The following is a 23,843-nucleotide window of genomic DNA, read 5'->3' as shown; positions in this document are numbered from 1 at the left end:
CGCTCCACCTGCTCGCGGCGCATCGACCTTCTTTCCTGCGGCGTCATCGTCACTTCCTTCCATCAGGTTGCAACGATTGTGGCATCTATCGGCTAGAAGCTGAAGACGCAGGAATTTAGACGCTTACGTTGCTGTGTTGCTAGACCATGTCGGAATGGACAGCGTCGATAGCCTGTACGAGGTTCGACAGGGCTGCGTCCTGCCCGTAGGCGGTTGACATGACGGCGAGGACGTAGGGTCGATTTCCCGCCATGACGATGCCCGCGTCGTTTCTCGCGAGATAGTACGATCCTGAGCTGATCCACCCGGGTTTGGTATAGGTGGTGTGCCGATTCCCCAGCGAGCCGTGAATGAAGGACATGGAGGGGTTGGTGTAGAGGCTCCTGCACCACGAGGAGTTTCCGTTGGTATCCTTGAAGAAGTACCAGTAGCATCCAGACCAGAGCTTGGCGAGGTCCTTGGGGGTCATGTAGCAGTATCGGTCATTTGGATTGAACGAGCAGCCGCCGACGTAATTCTGCAGGTTGGCCATGGGCCCTGAGCCAAACTGGGTCCTGAGGGAGGCATAGCCCTCATTGCTCGACACCGTGATCGTCTGGTACATGGTGTTCCGAACGCTTGCCCCGACGCTGCCGGCGCGGTATTTGTTGACGGCTGCGACGTAGGGCCCCTTGATCGAGCTGGCGCTATAGAAGCCAGTGTTGGCGTTGTAGGAAACGCCTTCGCCTGTGGTGAGGTCGATCATGACGAAGCCCACGTTTTTGCCCGTGGAGCGAATCAGGCTGATGGCTCGCTGGAGGGACGCCCCAGCGGGGCTGTTGAGATTGTAGGTGGTGTTAATGGTAGAGAGGCCGCTTCCCGCTGATGCGATGAGTGACGTTATGCCTCTCAGTGACTGGGTCTGGAGAAGGGCTCCCAACGTCTTTCCGGGAGCTGCCGATCCTTTCACGACCAGCTTGACCTGATATGCTTCCATGGTGCGTGACAGGCCCGTAGATCCGGCAGGTGCGCCGTTCTTCGCCCAGCCGAGCCATCCCGTGTTTGCGACATGGGCTCGATAGTAGACGTCGTAGCATTTCGCGAGATCACCCGTCAGGCTGATCTTGATGGCTTCTACGGGATGGCTTTTGCTTGACTTGCCGGATACGGCCCCGTTTGAGACGGCACTCGTCCATCCGACGTTGCTCAGATGCGTGGAATAGGAGATTCCTCCCGCTATGCTTCCGGAGGTTGAGAGCTTCAGGGCGAGTAGGGCTTTTGACTGCCCGGTGGTGCCGGCTGTTTGCCCGAGGCCGCACGAGAGCCAGGAACTGCTGCCCTCAACGAGGCTTTGGCATGTTATGCCGGTGCTAATGGTGTCGTTCGAGAGATAGGGGGTGGCAGTTGAGCCAGGGGCTGCGCTTCCCGCCTTGACGAGCTTGACCTCCAGCGCTTCGAGGCGCAGGCTGCAGCCTGAGGTTCCAGCAGGCTCGCCGTTCTTCGCCCAGCCCATCCAGCCGAAGTTCTGGGCGTGGACACGATAGTAGACGTCATAGCTTGAGGCATTGGCCCCTTCGAGCTTTATCTCGAGGGCTTCCACACGCAAGGATTGACCCACGGTACCCGCCTGCTCGCCGTTCTTCTTCCAGCCTTGCCAGCCGACGTTCTGGACATGCGCGTTGTAGGCTATGCTGAGGCCGTCGACATTGGATACGTTGATGTTGAGGGCCTCGAGACGCAGGCCTCTTCCCACTGTTCCCGCTGTTCTGCCGTCCGACACGTAGCCTTGCCAGCCGACGTTCTGGACGTGGCTCCGATAGTTGACGCTCCCGTCACCCGTTGAGCGCGTGAACGCGAGGCCGATGCCCGACGGCGCAGCCGCGCCCTTCTCGATGAGCTTGATCTGAATGGCTTCGATGCGCAGGGACTTTCCCTCGCTGCCGGCAGGCGAGCCGTTCTTAGCCCAGTTCATCCAACCGATGTTCTGGACGTGAACGCGGTAGTACACGTCATATCGGTTGGCGAGGTCATTCTTCAGGCGAATCTGAAGGGCTTCCATGCGAAGGCCCTTGCCGGTGGTTCCCGTGACGGATCCGCCAGCCTTCCAGCTTTGCTCCCACCCGATGTTCTGGACATGCGAGCGGTACTCGATGCTGGGGGAGAGGCTCTTGTCGGTGAAGTTTATGCAGAGCGCTTCCATGCGCAGGCTTTTGCCTGAGGTGCCGCTTGTCTCGGAGTCCTTCTTCCAGCTTGACTCCCACCCGATGTTCTGGATGTGCGAGCGGTAGGTGATGGCCGCCTTTACGGCTGGCTTGTCGGCCGCTCGGGACTGAGTCTCTGGCTCTTTTGCGGCTTCACGCGCTTGGGGGGGGGTAGAAGGCTCTTTTGCAGCAGATGAAGATGCGCCCGACGAGGTGCTGGCGGAGCTGGCAGAGCTGGAGATGCTGCCTGCTGGCTTCTGGTCTGTCGCGGTGGCCTCAGCGGAGCTGCTCGAGCTGCTTGCTGGCGCGCTCTTGTCCGTCGCCTCGCCCTTGTCTGAGGCGTTGTCGGACTTGGGGGAGGGCTGATTTCCCTGATCAGTCGCCTTGGCGCCGGCCTTTGCATCGATCGTTTGGCTTGCAGGAGCGGGTGCCTCGTTGCCAGGACTCGCGGACTTGCTCGCAGGTCCGCTTGCGGAGGTCTCGTCTTGCTTCTCGCTCACTTGGCCTGCCTTGGTGTCGTGAGCGACGGTTTCTTGTCCCAAGGCGGCGAGCGGGCACCCCAAGACGAGCGTGACGCTGACGGCGCAGACCAATGCTGTGCTCAGAACCTTCCTGAGCGAAGCACGCTGTTTCATCATTAATCCTCTCGTTACACGAATAAAACACAAGTTGATGATAGCGATTTCTTTGCGTGAGAGGACTGCTGACGAATCGACAGACGTGTTTTACGTTGCGTTTTACGGGTGAGCGTTCGCGAAACGTGCGATTTGACTCCTACAGCGCCTTGTCGCGGAGCAGCTCGAGGCCCTTCGTGGCCTGACGGTGGGCTTGCTCGAGCTGGGGGAGACGTGACTTCGCCAGCTCGGGCTCGCCGTTCTTGAGCGCGTCGGAGATGAAGGCCGCCGTGTGGTAGAGGTCGGACAGCGACAGGTTGCCCGCGACGCCCTTCAAGGTGTGCGCCTGGCGGTACGCCTCGTCGAAGTCGTCGACCTCGAGGGCGGCCACGAGGCTCGTGAAGCGCGTGTCGCTCAGGTACTTCACGGCCAAACGCTCGTAGAGCGCGGCGTTTCCGTCGTAGCGGTCGATGGCGTCGGCGTAGTCGATGCCGAAGGGGGCGAGTTTGCTGGCGAGGTCGGCGGTCATGTGGGCGTCCTTTCCGCGATATGGCTGGCTTCGGGATGGTGAGCTTCGGCTTGCTGCGTTTGTGCTAAGCGTTATTCTAACGCTGTGCGAAAAGGTCAGGGTAGGGCGCCCGCATCCGTTGCCGTTTCGCTACCTGCGACGCTCCCGGCTCCTTGCTGTATATCGCCCGTGCCCACGTGAGGCCGGCTATTCGCTCGCCGTTCGCGCGAAGCCGGCCGCCACGGCCGGGCGCTCGCGCGCTACCTGCCGAGGTAGCGGCGCATCATGTCGGCGCCGAAGTCCGACACGCGGTAGTAGATCCGCAGCTCGCCGCCCTCGTCGAGGTCGCAGCGCGTCTCGTCGAGCAGGCCGTTCTCCTTGGCGGTGGCGAGCGCCTCCTCGACGTCGGGGCGCGTCAGGAGCTTGTAGCTGCCGTAGTCCTCCGCGAGCGCGTGCACGACGCCCTCCGCGCAGTCCTCCGCGCCTCCCTCGAAGTGCTTGACGATGGCGTAGTGCAGCGGCATCAGGTCCCTGCCCATGGCTACTCCTCCTCCTTGCTCGCGCGAAGCAGCTTCGCGGGGTTGACGGCGATGCAGAAGATGCCCGCGACCATGATGAGGGCTCCTATCCATTGCGCCGGCGTGAGGGGCGGGTAGCTCTCGGACATCCCGCCGATGCCGAGCGCGCCCATGATGACCCAGATGAAGAACGGCCCCCAGAACGCGTACATGCCGTTGCACGCCATGCCGAGCGCGGTGCCGCACATGGAGTTGCCCTTGTACCAGAACGAGAACGCGGGCATGGCGAAGAAGCCGGACACGAGGAAGACCAGGACGGCCGGGCTCGCGAGGGCGGCCCCCGCCAGGTCGAGCACGCTCCCCGCCTCGCCGCCCATGGCCGCGAGCAGGGGGAACATGACGAGGAGCTCGAGGATGCCCGCGGAGGCCTGGCGGATGGCTATCCCGATGCGGTAGTCGATGAGCACGGTGCCGAAGCCGGCGACGCAGCCCTCGAAGCCCCACCCGAAGGCCGCGAGGAACGCGAACAGGCAGCCCGTGAGCGCCTCGGGGCCCATGGACGCGAAGCTCGTGCCTCCGATCAGCGCGGCGGCGACCAGGCAGACGAGGATGCCCGCGACCTTGTGCGCGCTCAGGTCCTGCTTGAACAGGACGCGCCCCAGGACGGCGCCGATGGCGCAGTTCAGGGCCGCGATGGGCACGATGACGCCGGGGTTGCCCGCCGCGGTGGCCGCGTTGAGGCCGACGATGTAGGCGATGGTGGCGAAGGGCCCGCCGATCGCCGCGCAGAGCACCATGATGAGCCCTGGCTTCGTCCTCACGGTCTTGGCCAAGTCGCCGAGCTGGCGGTTCTTCGCGCAGACGGCGAGCGACCACACGCCGCTGAACAGGTCGTTGACGCCGGCGGCGAGCGCGGCGAGCGCGAACGTGACGGTGAACGCGGAAAGCGCCGGACGCCCTCCGCCCCACGGGCCGCCCGCGAACCACTCGCCCCACACGCCCTGCGTCTCCGCCAGGGTGAGGAACCCGGTGTAGAGCCCGTAGCAGATGCCCGAGGCCACGGCGAAGGCGACGCCGCGGACGAAGTACCGCCTCCTGCGCTCCTCGCGAAGTTTCCTGACGCGTTGTTCCATGCTGTGCTCGATTCTCTCGATGGTGTGCTTGCGGGACCGTTTGCGGAGCGCGCTCGGCCGGGGTGCTCGGCTGGGGCGCTCGGTTGAGGCGTCGGGCGCCCGCACCTGCGCGCTTTCTCGCTAGACGGCCTCCTCGTAGAGGCGCAGGACCTCTCCGAGGTAGCGCTTGGCGTAGTTGTAGTAGATGTAGAGCCACTCGCCCACGAAGTCGCCCTCGGCTTCCTTCACGAGCGCCCACACGTACCAGCACCAGCCGGCGAGCGCCACGTAGGCGAAGTTGTGGCGCACCTCGGCCGGCGTGGGCTCGCGTCCGAAGTAGTGGGCGAGCGCGCGGCGCGCCTCCTCGTCGGTGAGCTCGCAGCACACGGTGAACGTGCCGAAGTCGCTGGCGTAGTCGGCCATGCCGGCATACTCCCAGTCGATGAGGCTCAAGCGGTCGTCCTCGTCGATGAGGAAGTTGAGGTGGAAGAAGTCGTTGTGGGTGAGGCATGCAGGCGCGCCGTCTGCGTCGGCGAGCTCCTTCACGCGCCGCGCGTCGGCGGCCATCTCGTGGTAGCCGGGCACGTCGATGCTCCCGCGCGCGAGGAGGATGGACTCGTAGCGCTTGCCCTCGGCGTAGAAGTCGAAGGCGCGCTCGACGCTCACGTCGGCGGCGTGCAGGCGGGCGGCGGTGCGCATGGCGCGCGCGAGCTGCGCGTCGTCGTGCGGGTCGAGGTGGCGGCAGCGGGGGATGAAGCGCGAGACCTTCCAGCCGCGCACGGGGTCCTCGAAGATGAACGTGCCGTCAAGCCCCAGGTCACGCGCGGCTTCCTGTGCCTTCACCTCGGCGGCGCGATCGACGAGGTTCTCGGTGCCGATGCCGGGGTGGCGGTAGACGTACTCGCCGTCTGACGTGCGGAAGTGGCACGACAGGTTGGTGAGGCCCTGCTTCAGGGGGTACACGTCGTGGATCTCGGACTTCGCGCAGCCGAGCGTGCGCGTGATGTTGTCGAACACCTCCGAGTCGAGGTTCTCGAGGAAGCGCGGGTCGAACGCGCGCACCTCGTCGAGCGAGTCGAACTCGAAGATCACGTCCGGCTCGTAGCGGCGCACGCGCATGTCGAGCTCCTTGACGTGGTCGAGGTAGAGCTCCTCCCACAGCTTGCCGGCGGTCTGGGGCAGGTCGTACTCGGCGTCGAGGATCTCGACGAAGCGCCGCGAGAACGCGCGGTCGAAGTAGACGTGCCCGATCATGTACCAGGCGTCTGAGCCCCCGACGGTCACGCCGGTGATGCGGTCGCGCGTGCGGGCGCTCGTCTTGAGGCACCACTCCCTGATCGGCCCCTCGGCGTATTCGGCGGCGTAGTAGGCCTTCCAGACGTAGGGCTCGAAGGGGTTTACGGTGAAGTAGTCGTCAGACGAGCAGACGTAGGTGTTGCCGAGGAGGTGCTCGACCACCTTGAGCGTCGAGTTGTTGTTGCGCGACGCGTACTCAGGGTTCACGACGATCGACACGCCGAAGGCGTCCTCCAGGTAGAAGAAGTACTCCTTCTTGTAGCCGACGACGACGGTGATGTCGGTGATGCCGGCTTCCTGCAGCTGTTTGATCTGGCGCTCGACGAGCACCTCGCCGCGCACCTTGAGCAGGCCCTTCGGCTTCTCGTAGGAGATGGGGGCGAAGCGGGACGAGAGTCCCGCCGCCATGATGACCGCGTTCTCCACCCGGTAGGGCTCAAGCGCCGCGCGCCCGGCCTCCGTCAGGTCGAAGCCTGCCGCGAGGCCCGCTTCCGCGAGCGCGCGGTGGGAGCGGTTCGCCGTTCCGAGCGACACGCCAGCCGCCGCCGCGAGGTCGCGCTGCGAGGCGACGCTGCCGCCGTTCAAGGCCGCAAGGACCTTGAACTCGTTCTCAGAGAGGTTCATGTTCAGGTAGCCCATGCCTTCCCGGATGCAAGGGGTGTTCAAAACAATGACCAAGTATACTGTTTTGGAACGTCCTGTGCAAGGAATCGGACGGAAAGAGATTCGTTGCCACGGGGTGTCGCTTGACGGATAATGAAAAGCCAGTGTAAAGAGCGCTGCTCATCGGCGCGAGTCCGAGGCTCGGCGTGGGGTGAGCGCTCGAGGGAGCCATTTTGGAGGCGCGGCTTTTGGGGCTCGTCGTCTTCATCTGGGAAGTGAACAGGGTTGTGAGGGAGAAGATACTCGCTATCGTCCCGGCGTACAACGAGGAGGCGAACATCGTTTCCACCGTTGAGGACCTGCGCCTCAACGCGCCGGGGGTTGACTACGTCGTCGTCGACGACGGGTCGCGCGACGCCACGGCCGCGATATGCCGTGAGCGCGGATACCGCTTCGTGTCGCTGTGCGTCAACATGGGGCTGGCCGGCGGCTTTCGCACGGGGATGAAGTACGCCTATCGCAACGGGTACGACTACGCGATCCAGTTCGACGCCGACGGGCAGCATTCGGCCGCCTACATCCCCCACATGGTGGAGGAGGCGGAGAAGTCGGGCGCGAGCATCGTCATCGGGTCGCGCTTCCAGACGCAGAAGAAGCCGCTCTCCGCGCGGATGATGGGGTCGACGCTGATCACGGCCATGATCCGCCTGACCACGGGGCGGACGGTCAAGGACCCCACCTCGGGCATGCGCCTGTTCGACGCTTCGATGATCAGGCTCTTCGCGCAGGAGACGGACCTCGGTCCCGAGCCTGACTCCCTGGCGTTCCTCATGCGCCGGGGAACCAAGGTGTCCGAGGTGCAAGTTGAGATGCGCGACCGCATGGCGGGGGAGAGCTACCTGAACCTCACCAAGTCGGTGTCGTACATGCTGCGCATGAGCATCTCCATCCTCGTCGCCCAGTGGTTCAGGAGGTTGAAGTGACGCCGCCGTTTGCCATACTGCTGATAATCGGCGCGGTCGGCATCTTCGCGCTGGCCCTCAAGAAGATCAGGCGGTCCGAGATCGCCGTCGCCGACTCGGTGTTCTGGTTTTTCTTCGCGCTCAGCCTGGTCATTCTGGCCGTCTTCCCGCGCCTCGCCTTCGTCATCGCCGATGTGCTCGGGTTCCAGTCGGTAGTCAACTTCGTGTTCCTCTACGTGATCGCGGTTCTGCTGGTGAAGATGTTCTACATGACGGCTGAGATCGCGCGGCTGCGCGCCAAGCAGGCCGAGCTCATCCAGGAGAAGGCGCTGACTGACTTGGACGCGGGCCGTTTCGGGTATGCGGACGCGGATGGCGCCGCGCCCGGCGCCGCATGCTCGGCCCAGGATGCGCGCGCGGAGGCTGCGGGCTCGCGCGCGGAAGCCGCCGCTGGCGCAGGCGCGGAGGTTGCTGCTGCCGCCGCTGGCGCAGGAGCCGCTGCTGCTGGCTCGCGCGCGGCTGGCGCGGGCGGTGCCGGGGAGAGGCGTTGAGCGGCTTGGGAGCTTGGTGGCTTTTCGCCGGGTGCGTCCTTTTGGAGGCGGCCTTTCTGTGGGTCCCGGGATACCTCCTGATCAGGAGCATGCGGGTGAGCCGCCTGATGGCGCTTGCCTGCGCGCCCGTCGCCTCGGTGGCGCTCTTCGGCGCTCTCGGCATCGTCTACGCCAAGCTCGGCGTGTTCGCGAGCTGGGCGAGCATGGGCGTGCCGGCGACGGCGGCCTGCGCGCTCATGCTCGCGCTGTCGCGCCCGTGGCGCGCGCCGGCACGCCTCGTCTGCGCAGTTGACGCGGTTGGCGCGCCGCGCTGTTTGCGCGAGCGCTTCGACGCGAAGTGCCTCGCGCTCTACGTGGGCGCAGGTCTTGTCGTGACCACGTGGTTCACCGCGCTTTCGCTGAGCAGCCCCGAGGGCTTCACGCAGTCGTTCGACAGCATGCACCATCTGGGCATGATCCGCACGTTCGCGGAAACGGGCTGCTGGTCGTCGCTCGACGTGGCGACGTACGCGCCCGAGGTGCGCGCGACGACCATGCCCATCGCGGGGTGGAGCTTCTACCCGGCAGCGTGGCACGTTACGGCGGCGCTCTCGGCGTCCGCGCTCGGCGCGCCGGTCGCGGTGGCGGCGAATGCGACGAACTTCCTGTTCGCGGGGCTGGTGTACCCAGCGGGCGCCTTCGCGCTCCTGCGCTGCGTGCTTCATGACAACCCGCGCGCGCTTCTGTGCGGCGCGATGGCGGCGCTCGCGTTCGCGGCGTTTCCCTGGCAGATGGTAAACTGGGGGCCGCTGTACCCCAACCTCGCCGCCTTCGCGCTCATGCCGTCGGTGATCTGCTTCTTCATGGCGATCTTCGCCGAGGGCGTCGCGCGCGGCGAGCGCGTGGCGGCGGCAGGCCTGTTCGCCGCGGGCGTCGTGGCACTCGCGCTCGCCCAGCCGAACGCCGTGTTCACGGCCGCGGTGTTCCTCGTCCCGTATTGCGTGCAGCTCGCCCGCCGCGTGCCGCGCCTTCTGGGCGAAGGCAGGGACACGAGGCGAAGCAGGAACCTGGCCTCGCTTGTGGCAGTGGCGTGCATCGTCGCCATCTGGTGCGCGCTGTTCAGCCTGCCGTTTCTGCACGAGGTGGTCTGGCACGTGTGGCCCGCCTACGCGAGCCCGCAGACCGCCCTGGGCAACCTGCTTCTGCTCAGCTACCGTGAGACGCTGCCCCAGGTGCTGCTCGGCGTGCTCGTGCTCGCAGGCGCGGCGCAGGCGTGGCGTGACCGGCGCTACACCTGGATCCTGTGCGCGTACGTGCTCATGGGCGGCATCTACGTGGTCACGCTCGCCACCGACGGGCTTGCGAAGCAGCTGCTCGCGGGCTTCTGGTACACCGACGCGGCGCGCCTCGGGTCGTCGCTCGCGTTCTACGCCGTCCCGCTCGCGAGTCTGGGGCTGGCGCGGGCGGCGCATGCCGCGGCGAGCGCGCGGGTGGTGAGCGCGGCAGGCGGGCGCGCCCCGGCGGCTGCGGCCTGCGCGTGCGTGCTGGCGTTTGCCGTCGTGAGCTTCTGCCCGCTTGGCGAAGGGCCTGTTCGCACGGCGTTCGGCGACCTCGCGCACTCGACGCGTGTCGCCTACGACCCGACGGCCGACAACATCCTCAGCCCCGAGGAGCGCGCGTTCGCGCAGGAGGCGGCGGCGATCACCCAGGGCGACCTCGTGCTCAACATGCCCGATGACGGCTCGGAGTACGTCTACGCCCTCTGCGGCATGAACACCTACTACCGCTACAACGGCCCCTACGGCAAGAGCGACGAGACGCCCGAGAGCCGCCTCATCCGCGAGCAGCTGCGCGACATGGCGACGGAGTCCGACGTGTGGGACGCCGTTGACGCGGTGGGAGCGACCTACCTGCTGCTGCTCGACCAGGGCGACCCCAAGCTCGAGAGGAGCAGGCACCTGTTCACGTTCGAGTGGGAGCAGTGGCAGGGTGTGAGCGCGATCAACGATGACGCGCTCGGGTTCGAGCCAGTTCTGGCAGAAGGAGACATGCGCCTGTACCGCATCAAGCGGGATTAACTCCAGCCCCTTCCTCTTCGTCGCCGAAGCTCAGGCGGTAGGGCACGATGTAGGACTTCTGGCCGTCAGGCGGCGGCGTCATGTACGTCTCCCCGTAGCACAGGCGCATCTGCCCGTGCGGGTCGCTCGGCATGACCACCTGCATGTCCTCGAACGGCGCGCGTGCGAGCGGGTACACCATGCTCTTGGGGTAGATGCTCTGCGAGGGGTCGAGCCCGAACGGCCAGCCGATGTAGCCGGTCTCCTCGTGCTCGCAGGCGCGCGCGGCGCCCTGCATCCACTCGTGCAGCTTGGCGCGCGGGAACACCTTCATGCACACCGACCCCGCGGCGCACAGGGCGTACGTCACCGCGCGCTTGAGCCCGCGGTACGGCAGGTTGGGGAAGGGGGTGTTGCGCAGGATGCACATCTTCTCGAGCACCCAGCACTTCCGCACGAGGCGGCGGCGCTCTCTCTCATCGTCGGGCAGATTGTCGAAGCAGAAGATGTCGAGGAATATTCCCAGCTCGAAGGGGCAGTCCTTCATGGAGAGCATGCGGAACTCGGTGCCCTTCTTCATGATGCGGCTCGTGCAGAAGGGGTAGCGCGGGTCGATCTGGCCGTTGAGGAGCGAGAACCCGTCGCCGAACTCGAGCGGCACCAGCTCGGCGAGGCGCTCGTAGTCGCGGCGCGGCATGGCGATGTCGATGTCGTCGTCCCAGGGGATGATGCCGCCGTGGCGGATGGCGCCGAGCACCGTGCCGTACACGGCGAAGTACTCGAGGCTGTGCTTGGCGCACATGGCGTCGAACCGCTTCAGGATGTCGAGCTCGACAAGCTGCAGGCGGCGCAGCGTTTGCGGGTCGTAGACCTCGTCGATGGTCGCTTTCAAGAGTTGCCTTCCCGGTTGGTGGATCTGCCGTTCACGCAGGCGAGGCTGGCCGCGGCGGCGCGGCGCCGTCGGTTTTCCGTGCAGTCTGATCGCGTCCTCTCATTGTACCAAGGTTTTCTGGGAAAATAAGAGAGTTGCGAGCCGGCTGCGAGGAGCGAGGGAGATGCAGGAGCTTTCGATAAAGAGGAACATGCTGTGGAACTCGGCAGGCTCGCTCGTCTACCTGATGTCCCAGTGGGTGGTGACGGTGCTGGTGGCGCGGCTGTCGCCCACCTACGACGCCGCTGGCGTGCTGGCGCTGGCCATGGCGGTGTCGAACATCTTCGTGCACATCGCGCTCTACAAGATCCGCGCCTACCAGGTCTCGGACGTCAACCGCGCGGTGTCCGCGCGCGAGTACGTGGCGTTCCGCCTGATCACCATAGGCGTGGCCTTCGCGGTGGTGGGGGCGTACGCGCTTGCCACCTGCGCGACGGCAGCCTACGTCCCGGTGCTCCTCTACTTGGCGTTCCGCGCGGGCGAGGTGTTCATCGACGTGCTGCACGGCGTCGACCAGCAGAACTTCCGCATGGACTTCTGCGGCAAGTCGCTCATGGCGCGCGGCATCCTGTTCCTGGCGGCGTTCGCGGGCGTCTTCGGCGTCACGGGCGACCTCACGCTGGCCATTCTCGCCATGATCGCCGTGACCTACCCGGTGATCGTCTACGACGTGCGCTGCGCGGGCAAGCTCGACGCGCTGCGTCCCTCCATCACCCCGGCGCGCGCCTGGAAGCTGGCGCGGACGTGCCTGCCGGCGGTCCTCGGCGCGGTGTTCTACATCTGCGTGGCCACGGTGCCGCGCCAGTACCTGGGCGCGTGGGCAGGTGACGCGGCGCTCGGCGTGTACGCGTCGGTGTGCACGCCGGCGGTGGCGGTGCAGGCGGGCGCGAGCTACCTCTACGACCCGCTGCTCGGCGTGTTCGCGCAGAAGTTCGCCGACGGCGACCGCCGCGGCTTCTGGGGCCTTCTGGGGAAGGTGACGGCGGGCATCGCGGCGCTGTTCGCAGCCTGCTTCGCGCTGTTCGCGTTCGCGGGCGAGCCCCTGCTCGTGCTCGTGTTCGGCCCGAGCATCGCCGCGCACGTGTACCTTTTGTACCCGGCGCTCGTGTGCGTGGTGCTCACGGCGTACGTGTCGTTTCTGAGCGACCTGCTCATCTCCGTGCGCGACATGCGTGGCAACCTCGTGGGCAACGGCGCGGGCTTTCTGGTGTCGCTGCCGTGCTCGGTCGTGCTCGTGCAGGCGTTCGGCGGGAACGGCGTGAGCTTCGCCGTCTCCGTCGCCTATTCCGTGGCCTCCGCGATCATGCTGGCGTTTCTGGCGCGAAGGCTCAAGGAGGGGCCTGCTCGGGGAGATGCTGCCGCCTGATGGCGGGCGTGCCTGGTCTGGCGGGGCTGAGGCAGGTTGGAGAGCGGTCTGACGATACCTGGTTCGGCGGGGGCTGGGGCAGAGCTCAGTCGCTCGAACAGTCCTGCTCGCACGAAAGCGCCGCTGGCGCTTTCGGCTTGTGCGGAACTCGCTTGGTGAGCACCGCCCCAGCCCGCGCCTAGGCGTTATCGCCCTGTTCTCGCCCCAGCCCCGCCAGACCTCAGCCTGCAAACGTTCCCCACCCCAGCATCATCCTCGTGCGTCTGTTCACCGTCGAGGGTTTGCGTTTTGTCGGAGGAAGGGCCGGCTGCGCCCGCGCGCACCGCTATACTGTCAAAAAGCAAGACGCGCGCCGCGCCGCGAGCGCGCCGGCGCCCGAACCGAGCGCTCGCTCGGCTGACACTCAGGAGGACCTTCATGCAGGTTGAGCTGCTCTACCACACCCCCGACCCCGAGCGGGCCATCGCCACGGCCGCGCGCCTGTGCTACGCGCCCGTCGGCGCCGCCGAGCTCATGGAGACCATGCCCGCCGAGCGCGTGCGCTCGGTGCTCTCCACCATCATGGAGAGCGGCCACTTCTCCACGCTCGAGCATGCGAGCTACACCTTCGCCATCGACGGCGTGTCGCGCGCGCTCACGCACCAGCTCGTGCGCCATCGCCTGGCCAGCTTCAACCAGCAGTCGCAGCGCTACGTGAAGTTCACGAGCGGCCTCGAGACGATCAAGCCCGGCACGGTCGCGCAGAGCGCGGAGGCGAGCCAGGTGTTCGACGAGGCCGTCGAGGCGGCGAAGGACGCGTACGCGAAGCTCGTCGAGCTGGGGATCCCCGCGGAGGACGCGCGCTACCTCCTCCCGAACGCCGCCGAGACGAAGATCGTCGTCACCATGAACGTGCGCGAGCTGCTGCACTTCTTCGACCTGCGCTGCTGCAACCGCGCCCAGTGGGAGATCCGCGAGATGGCGCACCGCATGCTCGAGCTCGCGCGCCCCACCGCCCCGTACGTGTTCGCCGCCGCCGGCGCGCCCTGCGTGCGCGGCGTGTGCCCGGAGGGCAAGATGACCTGCGGCAACCCGTACCCGAGCGTTCAGAGGGGCTAACGTGGGCACTGCGGAGGGAAAGAGAAGCGACCTGGCGCGCGCGTTTTCCGAGGACGGCGCGCGCAAGACGCACGTCGGCGGGCAGGCGCTCCTCGAGGGCATCATGATGCGCGGCAAGCTCAACTGGGCGGTCGCCGTGCGCGAGCCGGACGGCGGCATCTACGTGGAGGAGCACGACCTCGCGTCGGGTCGCGCGAAGAACCGCTGGCTGCACGTGCCGCTCGTGCGCGGGTGCACGGCGCTCGTGGAGTCGCTCATGCTCGGCTACAAGGCGCTCGAGATCGCCGCGCAGCATGCGTTCGCCGACGAGGACGAGGGCGCGCAAGCTGCGCCCGCCGCCAAGCGCGCTGATGCTGCCGATGAGGCGCCTGCCGCCAAGCGCGCTGCCGAAGCCGATGATGCGCCCGCGACCAAAGACCAGACGTTTTCCTGGAAGGACGACTTCGGGCGCCCCGACGCCATGATCGACGCGCTCGGGGCCCAGCGCACGCTCGAGGTGGTGGACGAGAGCGCGCAGGAGGCGCCCGCCGCCAATGAGCCCCAGGAGCCCAAGGAGTCCTCCGGCGGGGGGCTGAGCGGGGCCGAGATGACCATCTCGCTCGTGCTCGGGCTCGTGCTCGGCGTGGTGCTCTTCATCGTGGCGCCGGCCTTCCTCACCAACCTCATCGTGGGCGAGTACGACCAGAGCACGCTTGCGTGGAACGTCGTGGACGGCCTGCTGCGCGTGGCGGTGTTCGTGTTCTACATCTGGCTCATCGGGCGCATGCAGGACATCCGCCGCATGTTCATGTACCACGGCGCCGAGCACAAGACCATCCACTGCTACGAGCACGGCCTGCCGCTCACGCCCGAGAACGCGCGGCAGTTCCCGCGCCTGCACGTGCGCTGCGGCACGGCGTTCCTCATCATGGTCATGATCATCGCCATCCTGGTGTACACCGTCGTACCCCTGAACGCGCTCATCGCGGGGCTCGGGGTGCCTGACGGCGCGCCGAAGCTCGCGCTCGTCATCGCGTCGCGCATCGTGCTCATGCCGCTCATCGCGGGCATCAGCTACGAGATCACGGTGAAGTGGGCGGGGAGCCACCCCGACAACCCGCTCGTGAAGGTGATCCTGTGGCCGGGCATGCAGATGCAGTACCTCACCACCAACGAGCCCGACGACGAGCAGCTCGAGTGCGCCATAGCCGCCATGCAGCGCGTCCTCGTCCGCGAGGAGGCCGCTGCCGCAGCTGCGCAGGCCGCAGCTTCTCCGGAGGCCGCGCAAGCCGTCTCCTGAAAGTTGGCATTTGCGGGATTTCCCCAGCCGCGCGGCTAAATCGTGTATGCTATCGCATGCTGCGCCGACCGAGCGCAGCCTCGCCGGCGGCCCCGCCGGAGGCGAGCCATCCCCGCACACGTTAATAAACAAGTGGGGTCATCGTGTGATTGAGCGCCGCGGCCTGTCTTCGCGTGCAGGCTTGGAGCGGCAGACGAGAAGGAGGAACCGCGTGAAGCTGGTGGTAACCGAGAAGAACGACGCGGCCCAGAAGATCGCCGACTTGCTCGGCGCGACGAAGCCCAAGTCCGACAAGGTGTTCAACACGCCGGTGTACCGGTTCGAGCTCGACGGCGAGGAGTGGGTGACCATCGGATTGCGCGGCCACATCCTCGAGCCCGACTTCGCGCCGCAGCTCGTGTACAAGAAGCGCGGTGGCTGGCAGGGCGTCACCGCCGACGGCGAGGTCGTCCCCGCCAGCATCCCCTCCACGCTCGCGCGCCCTCCCTTCAAGAAGAAGAAGCCCTTCACCGAGGACGGCGTCGACCTCAAGGGCTGGAAGATGGAGGCGCTGCCGTACCTGGCGTACGCGCCCATCGAGAAGCTGCCCAAGGAGAAGGACATCATCCGCAGCTTGAAGAACCTCGCGAAGAAGGCAGACTCCATCGTCATCGCCACCGACTTCGACCGCGAGGGCGAGCTCATCGGCTCGGACGCGCTTTCGTGCTGCCGCGAGGTGAACAAGACCGCCCCCGCGAGCCGCGCGCGCTACTCGGCGTTCACGAAGCCCGAGATCCAGGGCGCGTTCTCGAATTTGGTGGAGATGGACGACAACCTGGCCGCCGCCGGCGCCTCGCGCCAGGACATCGACCTGATCTGGGGCGCGGCGCTCACGCGCTACCTCACGCTCGTGAAGTTCGCGGGCTACGGCAACGTGCGCTCCTCGGGGCGCGTGCAGACCCCCACGCTCGCGCTCATCGTGGCGCGCGAGCGCGAGCGCATGGCGTTCGTCCCGCAGGACTACTGGGTGATCAAGGGCGCCTTCGACGCCGCCGCGCAGGTCGGCCCCACCGACGGGGCGGGGGAGGGCGCCTTCGAGGCGGGGCACGCCACGGCGCGCTTCAAGTCCGAGGCCGAGGCGACCGCGGCCATGGAGCACGTGGCGGGCGCCGCAAGCGCGCGCGTGGCCTCCGTGGAGAAGAAGAAGCGCCGCGTGCCGCCGCCCGTGCCGTTCAACACCACCGCGCTCATGGCCGCGGCCTCGGCCGAGGGCCTCACGCCCGCGCGCACCATGCGCATCGCCGAGAGCCTCTACATGGACGGCTACATCTCCTACCCCCGCGTCGACAACACGGTGTACCCCGCGTCGCTCGACCTCGCCGAGGTGGTGCGCGCCATCGCGGGCAACCCGGCGTACGCCCCCACGTGCAAGGCGCTGCTCGCGAAGGGCAAGCTCACCGCCACGCGCGGCAAGAAGGAGACCACCGACCACCCGCCCATCTACCCCACGGCGAAGGCCACGCCGGACGACCTGCCCGCCGCCGAGTACAAGCTCTACAACCTGGTGGCGCGGCGCTTTCTGGCCACGCTGTCGGACGCGGCCGTGGTGGAGGGCACCAAGGTCACGCTCGACGTGGCCGGCGAGCCCTTCGTGGCCAAGGGCGACGTGCTCGTGCAGGCGGGCTTCCGCAGCATCTACCCCTACGGGCTGAAGAAGGACGAGCAGCTGCCCGCCCTCGAGCAGGGCGCGCAGGTGGCCTTCAACGGCGCCACCTGCACCAAGAAGCAGACCGAGCCGCCGGCGCGCTACAGCCAGGGCAAGCTCATCCAGGAGATGGAGAAGCTGGGGCTGGGCACCAAGTCGACGCGCCACTCGATCATCGAGCGCCTCTACGCGGTGAAGTACGTGCAGAACGACCCCATCGAGCCCTCGCAGCTCGGCATCGCGGTGATTGACGCGCTCGACAAGTTCGCGCCGCACATCACGCACCCCGACATGACGGCCGAGCTCGAGGAGGAGATGGACAACATCGCCGAGGGCAAGACCACGCGCGAGGCCGTGGTGAGCACCTCGCGCGACCTTCTGGCCCAGCAGCTGGCCGACCTCATGCCGCACTCCGAGGAGGTCAAGGACGCGCTCGCCGACGCCGTGGCGGCTGACGCCTACGTGGGGCCGTGCCCCAAGTGCGGGCGCGACCTGCAGCTGCGCGCGAGCCAGAAGACGAAGTCCATGTTCATCGGGTGCGCCGGCTGGCCCGACTGCGACGTGACCTACCCGCTGCCGAAGGGCAAGGTGGAGTCCGTGCCCGAGGCGTGCCCCACCTGCGGCATGCCGCAGGTGAAGGTGACGGCCTTCCGCACGAAGCCGCGCACCGTGTGCATCGACCCCGCCTGCCCCACCAACCAGGAGCCCGAGGTGATGGTGGGCCTGTGCCCGAACTGCGGCGACAGGGGCGTCGACGCCAAGCTCATCGCGCGGCGCAACCCGCGCACGCTCAAGCGCTCGATCACCTGCGAGAACTTCGAGACGTGCCAGACGCGCTACCCGCTGCCCCAGTACGGCAAGCTCACCGCCACCGACGAGGCGTGCGAGCACTGCGGCGCGCCGATGGTGATCGTGACCACCGCGCGCGGCCCGTGGAAGCTCTGCCCGAACTTCGACTGCCCCGGCAAGGCCGAGGAGGAGAAGAAGAAGGCGGCGAAGAAGCCCGCCGCGAAGAAGAAGGCTCCTGCGCGCAAGAAGAAGTAGCTGCTCGTGAGAAGCGCCCTCCGGGGCGCTTCTTTTGCGAGTGGGGGACGCGCGGGGAGGCGGCAGGGGGCGCCGTGCTCAGACAGTCCTCGCTGCGCTGCGGAACTGCGCGCGGCACCCCCTGCCGCCTCCCCGCGCTCTACCTTGCCGGCCGCGCCCCTACTGCGCGGCCTGCTCGATGGCGCGGTAGAGGTCGCCGCCGCGGGCGTCGACGGCGACGAAGGCGGGGAAGTCCTCGAGCTCAAGGCGGCGCAGCGCCTCGGTGCCCAAGTCCTCCCAGGCCACGAGCTCGCTTTTCGCCACATGCGTGGCCAGGAGCGCCGCGATGCCGCCTACGCACGCGAAGTACACGCTGCCCGTCGCGCGGCATGCCTCCACCACCTCGGGCGAGCGCTTCCCCTTGCCGACGCACGCCACGATGCCGGCCTCCATGAGCGCCGGCGTGGCGAAGTCCATGCGGCTCGCGGTGGTGGGCCCGACCGACCCCAGGGGACGGCCGGCGGCCGGCGGGGTGGGTCCGGCGTAGAAGAGCGTGGCGCCCTCGAGGCCGAAGGGCAGCGCCCCGTCGGCGCGCAGGGCCTCGAGCGCGCGCGCATGCCCCGCGTCGCGCATGGTGTACACGGGGCCGGAGAGGAGCACCTCGTCGCCGATGCGCAGATCCGCCACGTCCTCACGCGCAAGCGGCAGCGCCAGCTTGATCGGGTCGCTCATCGCGCGCCTCCTTTCGCCCGAGGGCCTTCGCCGGCCTCGGCGCCCGCAGCTCCTGCGGCGTCGGCGGCGCAGGCGGCGGCGCCGGCGTCCCACGGCACGAGCTCGACCGACTTCGAGCGCATGGCGCAGCAGCCCATGTTCACCGCCACCGGCAGGGCGGCGATGTGGCAGGGCGCCGTCTCGAGGTGCACGGCGAGCGCGGTGGGCGAGCCGCCGAGCGCCGCCGGCCCGATGCCGAGCGCGTTCACCTCGTCGAGCAGCTCGCGCTCGAACGCCGCGGCCTCCTCGCTCTGCGCGGGGGAGCCCACCGCGCGCAGCAGCGCGTGCTTCGCGAGGCCCGCCACCTTGTCGAACGTGCTGCCTACGCCGAGGCCGACCACGAGCGGCGGGCAGGCGTTCGCGGCCTTCTCGCGCACGCAGTCGAGCGCCACCTTGCGCACGCCGTCCGCGCCGGCACCCGGCGGCAGCATGACCACGCGGCTCGCGTTGTCCGAGCCGCCGCCCTTGAGCAGCACGTGCAGCGTGGCGCCGGCGCCGCTCACCAGCTTGACCTCGCAGAACGCGGGCGTGTTGTCGCGCGTGTTCGTGCGGTCGAACAGCGCGTCGGCCAGCACGCTCATGCGCAGCCGCCCGTCGGCGTAGGCGCGCGCCACCGCGTCGTCCACCTGCGAGAGCACGTTGCCGGGGACTGCGAGCTCGCTTCCGACCTCCAGGCACACCCACACGGTGCCCGTGTCCTGGCAGATGGGCACGGCGTCAGCCTCGCCGATGGCCGCGTTCTCCAGGATCTGCTCCAGGACGCTGGCGCCCTTGTCCGAGTCGCCGGCTCGCAGGCTGTCGAGCGCCGACTTGACGGCGCGTCTGAAGTCGGGGCGCAGCGTGGTGGCGCATTCGCGGATGGCGTCGTAGGTTGCCGACGCCACGCGCTCAGGCGAGAGCGCGGGCGCGGTTTGGTTGCCTTGCGGCATGGGTCTCTCCCTCATCGCTCGGTGCTTTTGCCCGCAGGAGCAGGCATGTCCTCTGTGAATAGTGTAATCCATGCGTGACCTCGCGGGCGCGCAAAGGCATAAGGTATACAATATCGAGGTTAAGTAGGAAAACGAAGCAAACGCGACGGCGCTCGGGCGCCGCCGTTTCACGATAGCGAGGAAAAACCCATGGACATCGCAGAAGAGTCGCTTGGCCTGCACGAGCAGTGGCGCGGCAAGATCGCCACCACGCCGAAGATGGACATCGCCACGCGCCATGACCTGGCGTGCGCCTACACGCCCGGCGTGGCCGAGCCCTGCAGGGTGATCGCGAGGAACCCTGACGCCGCCTACGACTACACCATCAAGTCGAACACCGTGGCCGTGGTCTCCGACGGCAGCGCGGTTCTGGGACTGGGCAACATCGGGCCCCTGGCCGCCATGCCGGTCATGGAGGGCAAGGCGGCGCTGTTCAAGACGTTCGGCGGCGTGGACGCGTTCCCCATCTGCCTCGACACGCAGGACACCGAGGAGATCATCAAGGCGTGCATCCAGATCGCGCCGGCGTTCGGCGGCATCAACCTGGAGGACATCTCGGCGCCGCGCTGCTTCGAGATCGAGGCGCGCCTGAACGACGCGCTTGACATCCCGGTGTTCCATGACGACCAGCACGGCACCGCCATCGTGGTGCTCTCGGGCATCATCAACGCGCTGCGCCTGGTGGGCAAGAGCAAGGAGGACGCGCGCGTGGTGGTGAACGGCGCGGGCTCGGCGGGCATCGCCATCGCGAAGCTGCTGCTGTCCTACGGCTTCACCACGCTCACCATGTGCGACCGCGCGGGCATCCTGTGGTCGGGCTACGAGGGGATCAACGACGCCCAGCGCGCCATGCTCCAGTGGACGAACCTCGAGGGCGAAAGCGGCACGCTCGCCGACGCCATGCGCGGGGCCGACATCGTCATCGGCGTGTCGGCGCCCGGCGTCATCAGCCAGGACATGGTGGCCTCCATGGCGCCGGACGCCATCGTGTTCGCCATGGCCAACCCCACGCCCGAGATCTTCCCCGACGAGGCGAAGGCCGCGGGCGCGCGCGTGGTGGGCACGGGACGCTCGGACTTCCCGAACCAGGTGAACAACGTGATCGCGTTCCCCGGCATCTTCAAGGGCGCGCTCGAGGCGCGCGCCGAGCGCATCACCGAGCCCATGAAGCTCGCGGCGGCCGAGGCGCTCGCGTCGCTCGTGTCCGACGAGGAGCTCTGCGAGGACTTCATCATGCCCGACCCGTTCGACCCGCGCGTGGCCGAGTGCGTGGCGCGCGCGGTGCGCACCTGCGCGCTCGAGGCTCGCGCCGCGAGCCGCGCCTAGGCGCGGGCACGGAGCGCGCATGGGCATGACCGCATCCGCACCAAGCAGCCGCGGCGTCTTCGTCACCTTCGAGGGGGGAGACGGCGCGGGCAAGACGACCCACATCGGGTTTCTGGCCGACGCCCTGGAGGAACGGGGCGCGGAGGTGGTGCGCCTGCGCGAGCCGGGCGGCACGCCGGTGGGCGAGGCGCTGCGCGCGGTGGTGCTCGACCCCGCGCACGAGAGCTTGGCGGACGAGGCTGAGCTGCTCATCTACGAGGCCGCGCGCGCCCAGGTCGTCGCCGAGGTGATAGAGCCGGCGCTCGAGCGCGGCGCGGTGGTCCTGTGCGACCGCTTCCTCGACTCCACGGTGGCCTACCAGGCGTTCGGCCGCGGGCTCGACCGCGCGTTCGTGGACGCGGCCAACCGCTTCTCCACGCGCGGGATCATGCCCGACCGCACGCTGCTCATGACGTGCGGAAGCCCCGAGGAGGGGCTCGTCCGCGTGGGCGCGCGCCGCGCCGCCGCCGACCGGCTCGAGCAGGCGGGCGCGGCGTTCCACGGGCGCGTGGCGGCGGGCTTCGCGGCCATCGCGCAGGAGGACCCCGCGCGCGTGAGGGTCATCAGCTCGGACGGCCCGCGCTCGGTCACGGCGGCGATGATCTTCCACGCGCTGAGCGACCTGTTCCCCTGGATGGCCGACGCGCGCATCTGCGACGAGGAGTACTTCGCCGTGCTCGACGTGCCGGGCGGGCGCGCTGCGGGCGCGACGTCCCGGGCGTCCCAGGAGCGCGCCCGTGGCTGACGCGTTCGAGAACATACTCGGCCAGCCGAAGGTGCGCGACTTCCTGCGCACGAGCGTGAAGTCCGAGCGCGTGACGCACGCGTACCTGTTCACGGGCCCGGCGGGCTCGAACAAGACGGCGGCCGCCTACGCCCTCGCCCAGGCGCTCATGTGCCCGAAGGGCCCGCGCGGCCCGCGCGGCGGCATGTGCGGCGCGTGCGACGCCTGCGCGCGCATCAAGCGCCAGAAGCACCCCGACGTGCGCTTCTTCGCGCCGGCGGGCGCGTCGGGCTACCTCGTCGAGCAGATCCGCGAGATCGTGGCCGACACGGCGCTCGCCCCCATCCAGGCCCAGAAGAAGGTCTACATCCTCGACCGCGTCGACCTGCTCGGCACGAGCGCGGCCAACGCGTTCCTGAAGACCCTCGAGGAGCCTCCGGCCGACGTGGTGCTCATCCTGCTCGGCCGCACGCGCGAGAGCGTGCTGCCCACCATCCTCTCGCGCTGCCAGGTGGTGCCCTTCCGGCACATCCCGGCCACCGAGGCGGCGGGCATCGTGAGCCAGAACACGGGCGCGCCCGTCGCGCAGGCGCGCATGGCCGTGGAGGCGTGCGGCGGCTCCATCACGCGCGCCATCGAGTTTCTGCGCGCGCCGGGAAACGAGCGGCTGGCCTTCCGCGGCGAGGTGCTCGCGGTCATGGCGTCGCTCGCGCACGCCGACGACTGGGACGTCATCGGGTACGCGCGCACGCTCGTGGAGAAGTCGAAGGCGCCGCTCGACGAGGTGCGCGCCGCCCAGGAGGCCGAGCTGGCCGAGAACGCCGACTTCCTCGCGAAGTCGGCCATCCGCCAGATCGAGGCGCGCAACAAGCGCCAGATCACGGCGAAGACGAGCGAGTACCTGCGCCAGACCACCGCGATCATCGGCTCGTGGCTGCGCGACGTGTGCGCCACGTGCGCGGGCGCGCCCGAGCTGGTGATCAACGTCGACGCACGCGAGAGCGTCGAGGCCGCCGCGCGCACCTCCGACGTGGCCCGCGCGTCGCGCGCGCTGTCCCGCGTGCGCGTGGCCGAGCAGGCGCTTGCCTATAATGTATCCCCAGAGACGTGCATCGACGCGTTGCTGTTCGAAGTGAGAGAGGTTCTGCATGGTTCGGGTCGCACCGATTAATCTTGCCTACAATCCCCGCACGCTGTGGTTCGACCCCGGCGAGCTCGACGTGCCCAAGGGCGCGCCCGTGGTGGTCGACACCGCGCGCGGCACCGAGTTCGGCAGGGCGGCCAGCGACGTGATCGAGGTGCCGCACGCCGAGATAAAGACCCTGAAGACCCCGCTGCGCCGCGTGCTGCGCCTCGCCACCGACGAGGACGTCGAGCGGTCGCGCGAGATGGAGAAGCGGGGCCGCGAGGCGCTGCCCGTGTTCAAGCGCATGGTGGCGGAGGCGAGCGCCGAGATGCACCCGGTGTCGGTGGAGTTTCTGCTCGACGGCGACAAGGCCGTCTTCTACTTCGAGGCCGAGGACCGCATCGACTTCCGCGACCTGGTGCGCAAGCTGGCCGCGCACTTCCACGTGCGCATCGACATGCGCCAGATCGGCGTGCGCGACGAGGCGCGCATCGTGGGCGGCCTGGGCCACTGCGGGCAGGAGCTGTGCTGCAAGCGCATGGGCGGCGAGTTCAACCCGGTGTCCATCCGCATGGCCAAGGAGCAGGACCTCTCGCTGAACCCGCAGAAGATCTCGGGTCTGTGCGGGCGCCTCATGTGCTGCCTGCGCTACGAGTACGACGCCTACAAGGACTTCAAGTCGCGCGCGCCGAAGGCCAACGCCACCGTGCAGACGCCCGCGGGGCCGGCCAAGGTGGTCGAGCTCGACGTGCCGCGCGAGGTGGTGTCGCTGAAGGTGGAGGGCGAGAAGCCCGTGAAGGTGCCGCTTGCCGACTTCGACGAGCCTGAGGAGGGCGCGCGCCCGAGCGTCGTGGGCGACGGCGCGTGGGACGCCGCCACCGCCGACGCGTCATCAGGCTACGCCTCCGACCCGGTGACGTTCCTCACCTCGCAGTTCACCGGCTCCGACAAGCTGGCCGAGGCCGGCTCGGTGCGCCGCACGCCGGGCGGCAAGGCGAAGCGCTCCGAGGGCGGCAAGGGCTCTGCGGGCTCGTCGGCGAAGTCGCGGGGCCGCGGCGGCTCGCGGGGACGCGGCGGGGCCGCCGCGCACGGCGGGTCGGCCTCCGCGGCTGACGAGACGCGCAAGCC

The 23,843-nt window shown here is 68.2% G+C and carries 19 protein-coding genes; 11 read left to right on the top strand and 8 right to left on the bottom strand.

Annotation, left to right across the window (positions count from 1 at the left end; genetic code table 11):
- Nucleotides 1–139 precede the first annotated feature (139 nt).
- From HRL41_RS09125 to HRL41_RS09105, 5 genes are all read right to left on the bottom strand, one after another.
- On the bottom strand, nt 140–2,680 hold the full coding sequence (locus HRL41_RS09125) for a hypothetical protein (RefSeq protein WP_172136560.1): 2,541 nt from the start codon (nt 2,678–2,680) through the stop codon (nt 140–142).
- 274 nt (nt 2,681–2,954) lie between these two features.
- Nucleotides 2,955–3,323: an Hpt domain-containing protein gene (locus HRL41_RS09120; RefSeq protein WP_172136558.1), complete on the bottom strand. Its 369-nt coding sequence runs from the start codon at nt 3,321–3,323 to the stop codon at nt 2,955–2,957.
- A 239-nt stretch (nt 3,324–3,562) separates the two neighbouring features.
- Nucleotides 3,563–3,841 carry a hypothetical protein gene (locus HRL41_RS09115; protein WP_172136556.1) on the bottom strand — a complete coding sequence of 93 codons (279 nt, stop codon included), beginning with the start codon at nt 3,839–3,841 and terminating at the stop codon, nt 3,563–3,565.
- Between the two features lie 2 nt (nt 3,842–3,843).
- Nucleotides 3,844–4,953: a hypothetical protein gene (locus HRL41_RS09110; protein ID WP_172136554.1), complete on the bottom strand. Its 1,110-nt coding sequence runs from the start codon at nt 4,951–4,953 to the stop codon at nt 3,844–3,846.
- A gap of 120 nt (nt 4,954–5,073) precedes the next feature.
- The gene (locus tag HRL41_RS09105) at nt 5,074–6,867 is read right to left on the bottom strand and encodes a phosphotransferase (RefSeq protein WP_253904813.1); all 1,794 of its coding nucleotides are present in this window, start codon (nt 6,865–6,867) and stop codon (nt 5,074–5,076) included.
- A gap of 251 nt (nt 6,868–7,118) precedes the next feature.
- On the opposite strand from HRL41_RS09105, the gene HRL41_RS09100 reads away from it, so the two are divergent.
- From HRL41_RS09100 to HRL41_RS09090, 3 genes are all read left to right on the top strand, one after another.
- Nucleotides 7,119–7,814 carry a glycosyltransferase family 2 protein gene (locus HRL41_RS09100; protein ID WP_172136552.1) on the top strand — a complete coding sequence of 232 codons (696 nt, stop codon included), beginning with the start codon at nt 7,119–7,121 and terminating at the stop codon, nt 7,812–7,814.
- Nucleotides 7,811–8,344, top strand: coding sequence for a DUF2304 domain-containing protein (locus HRL41_RS09095; protein WP_172136550.1), 534 nt, complete (start codon nt 7,811–7,813; stop codon nt 8,342–8,344). The genes HRL41_RS09100 and HRL41_RS09095 overlap by 4 nt, the downstream gene beginning before the upstream one ends.
- A 95-nt stretch (nt 8,345–8,439) precedes the next feature.
- A complete protein-coding gene (locus HRL41_RS09090) occupies nt 8,440–10,401 on the top strand; it encodes a DUF6541 family protein (RefSeq protein ID WP_172136548.1) in 1,962 nt (653 codons plus the stop codon).
- Here the strand turns inward: HRL41_RS09090 and HRL41_RS09085 are convergent.
- Complete coding sequence (locus HRL41_RS09085) at nt 10,388–11,272, bottom strand: phosphorylcholine transferase LicD (protein WP_172136546.1); 885 nt, start codon at nt 11,270–11,272, stop codon at nt 10,388–10,390. The genes HRL41_RS09090 and HRL41_RS09085 overlap by 14 nt on opposite strands.
- Before the next feature lie 163 nt (nt 11,273–11,435).
- On the opposite strand from HRL41_RS09085, the gene HRL41_RS09080 reads away from it, so the two are divergent.
- The 4 genes from HRL41_RS09080 to HRL41_RS09065 all read left to right on the top strand — a co-directional run bounded on the left by HRL41_RS09080 (nt 11,436) and on the right by HRL41_RS09065 (nt 17,782).
- Nucleotides 11,436–12,677: a lipopolysaccharide biosynthesis protein gene (locus HRL41_RS09080; RefSeq protein ID WP_172136544.1), complete on the top strand. Its 1,242-nt coding sequence runs from the start codon at nt 11,436–11,438 to the stop codon at nt 12,675–12,677.
- 417 nt (nt 12,678–13,094) lie between these two features.
- Nucleotides 13,095–13,775: an FAD-dependent thymidylate synthase gene (gene thyX, locus HRL41_RS09075; protein WP_172136542.1), complete on the top strand. Its 681-nt coding sequence runs from the start codon at nt 13,095–13,097 to the stop codon at nt 13,773–13,775.
- 1 nt (nt 13,776) lies between these two features.
- Nucleotides 13,777–15,054, top strand: a complete 1,278-nt coding sequence (locus HRL41_RS09070) for a DUF1385 domain-containing protein (protein WP_371808829.1) — start codon at nt 13,777–13,779, stop codon at nt 15,052–15,054.
- A gap of 211 nt (nt 15,055–15,265) precedes the next feature.
- Nucleotides 15,266–17,782 (top strand): DNA topoisomerase I, encoded by a 2,517-nt coding sequence (locus HRL41_RS09065; RefSeq protein WP_172136540.1) that lies wholly within the window; start codon nt 15,266–15,268, stop codon nt 17,780–17,782.
- Nucleotides 17,783–17,941: 159 nt separating this feature from the next.
- Here the strand turns inward: HRL41_RS09065 and HRL41_RS09060 are convergent, their stop codons facing one another.
- Together HRL41_RS09060 and HRL41_RS09055 are read right to left on the bottom strand one after the other, a co-directional pair.
- A complete protein-coding gene (locus HRL41_RS09060) occupies nt 17,942–18,493 on the bottom strand; it encodes a FumA C-terminus/TtdB family hydratase beta subunit (protein WP_172136538.1) in 552 nt (183 codons plus the stop codon).
- Complete coding sequence (locus HRL41_RS09055; RefSeq protein WP_172136536.1) at nt 18,490–19,461, bottom strand: fumarate hydratase; 972 nt, start codon at nt 19,459–19,461, stop codon at nt 18,490–18,492. Before HRL41_RS09055 ends, HRL41_RS09060 begins: the two co-directional genes overlap by 4 nt.
- Nucleotides 19,462–19,650: 189 nt before the next feature.
- Here HRL41_RS09055 and HRL41_RS09050 point away from each other — a divergent pair, with 189 nt between their 5' ends.
- From HRL41_RS09050 to HRL41_RS09035, 4 genes are all read left to right on the top strand, one after another.
- On the top strand, nt 19,651–20,826 hold the full coding sequence (locus HRL41_RS09050) for an NADP-dependent malic enzyme (RefSeq protein ID WP_172136534.1): 1,176 nt from the start codon (nt 19,651–19,653) through the stop codon (nt 20,824–20,826).
- A 19-nt stretch (nt 20,827–20,845) separates the two neighbouring features.
- The gene (gene tmk / locus HRL41_RS09045; protein WP_253904812.1) at nt 20,846–21,610 is read left to right on the top strand and encodes a dTMP kinase; all 765 of its coding nucleotides are present in this window, start codon (nt 20,846–20,848) and stop codon (nt 21,608–21,610) included.
- Entirely contained in the window at nt 21,603–22,760 is a 1,158-nt protein-coding gene (locus tag HRL41_RS09040; protein ID WP_172136532.1) for a DNA polymerase III subunit delta', read from the top strand. The genes tmk and HRL41_RS09040 overlap by 8 nt, the downstream gene beginning before the upstream one ends.
- The coding region (locus HRL41_RS09035) for a regulatory iron-sulfur-containing complex subunit RicT (RefSeq protein WP_172136530.1) at nt 22,738–23,843 on the top strand (1,106 nt) is incomplete at its 3' end. The genes HRL41_RS09040 and HRL41_RS09035, both read left to right, overlap by 23 nt.

Origin of the sequence: Adlercreutzia sp. ZJ473 (assembly GCF_013185065.1) — a bacterium.
In the GTDB taxonomy this organism is placed as follows: domain Bacteria; phylum Actinomycetota; class Coriobacteriia; order Coriobacteriales; family Eggerthellaceae; genus CAAEEV01.
This window is presented reverse-complemented; position numbering and strand designations above follow the sequence as displayed.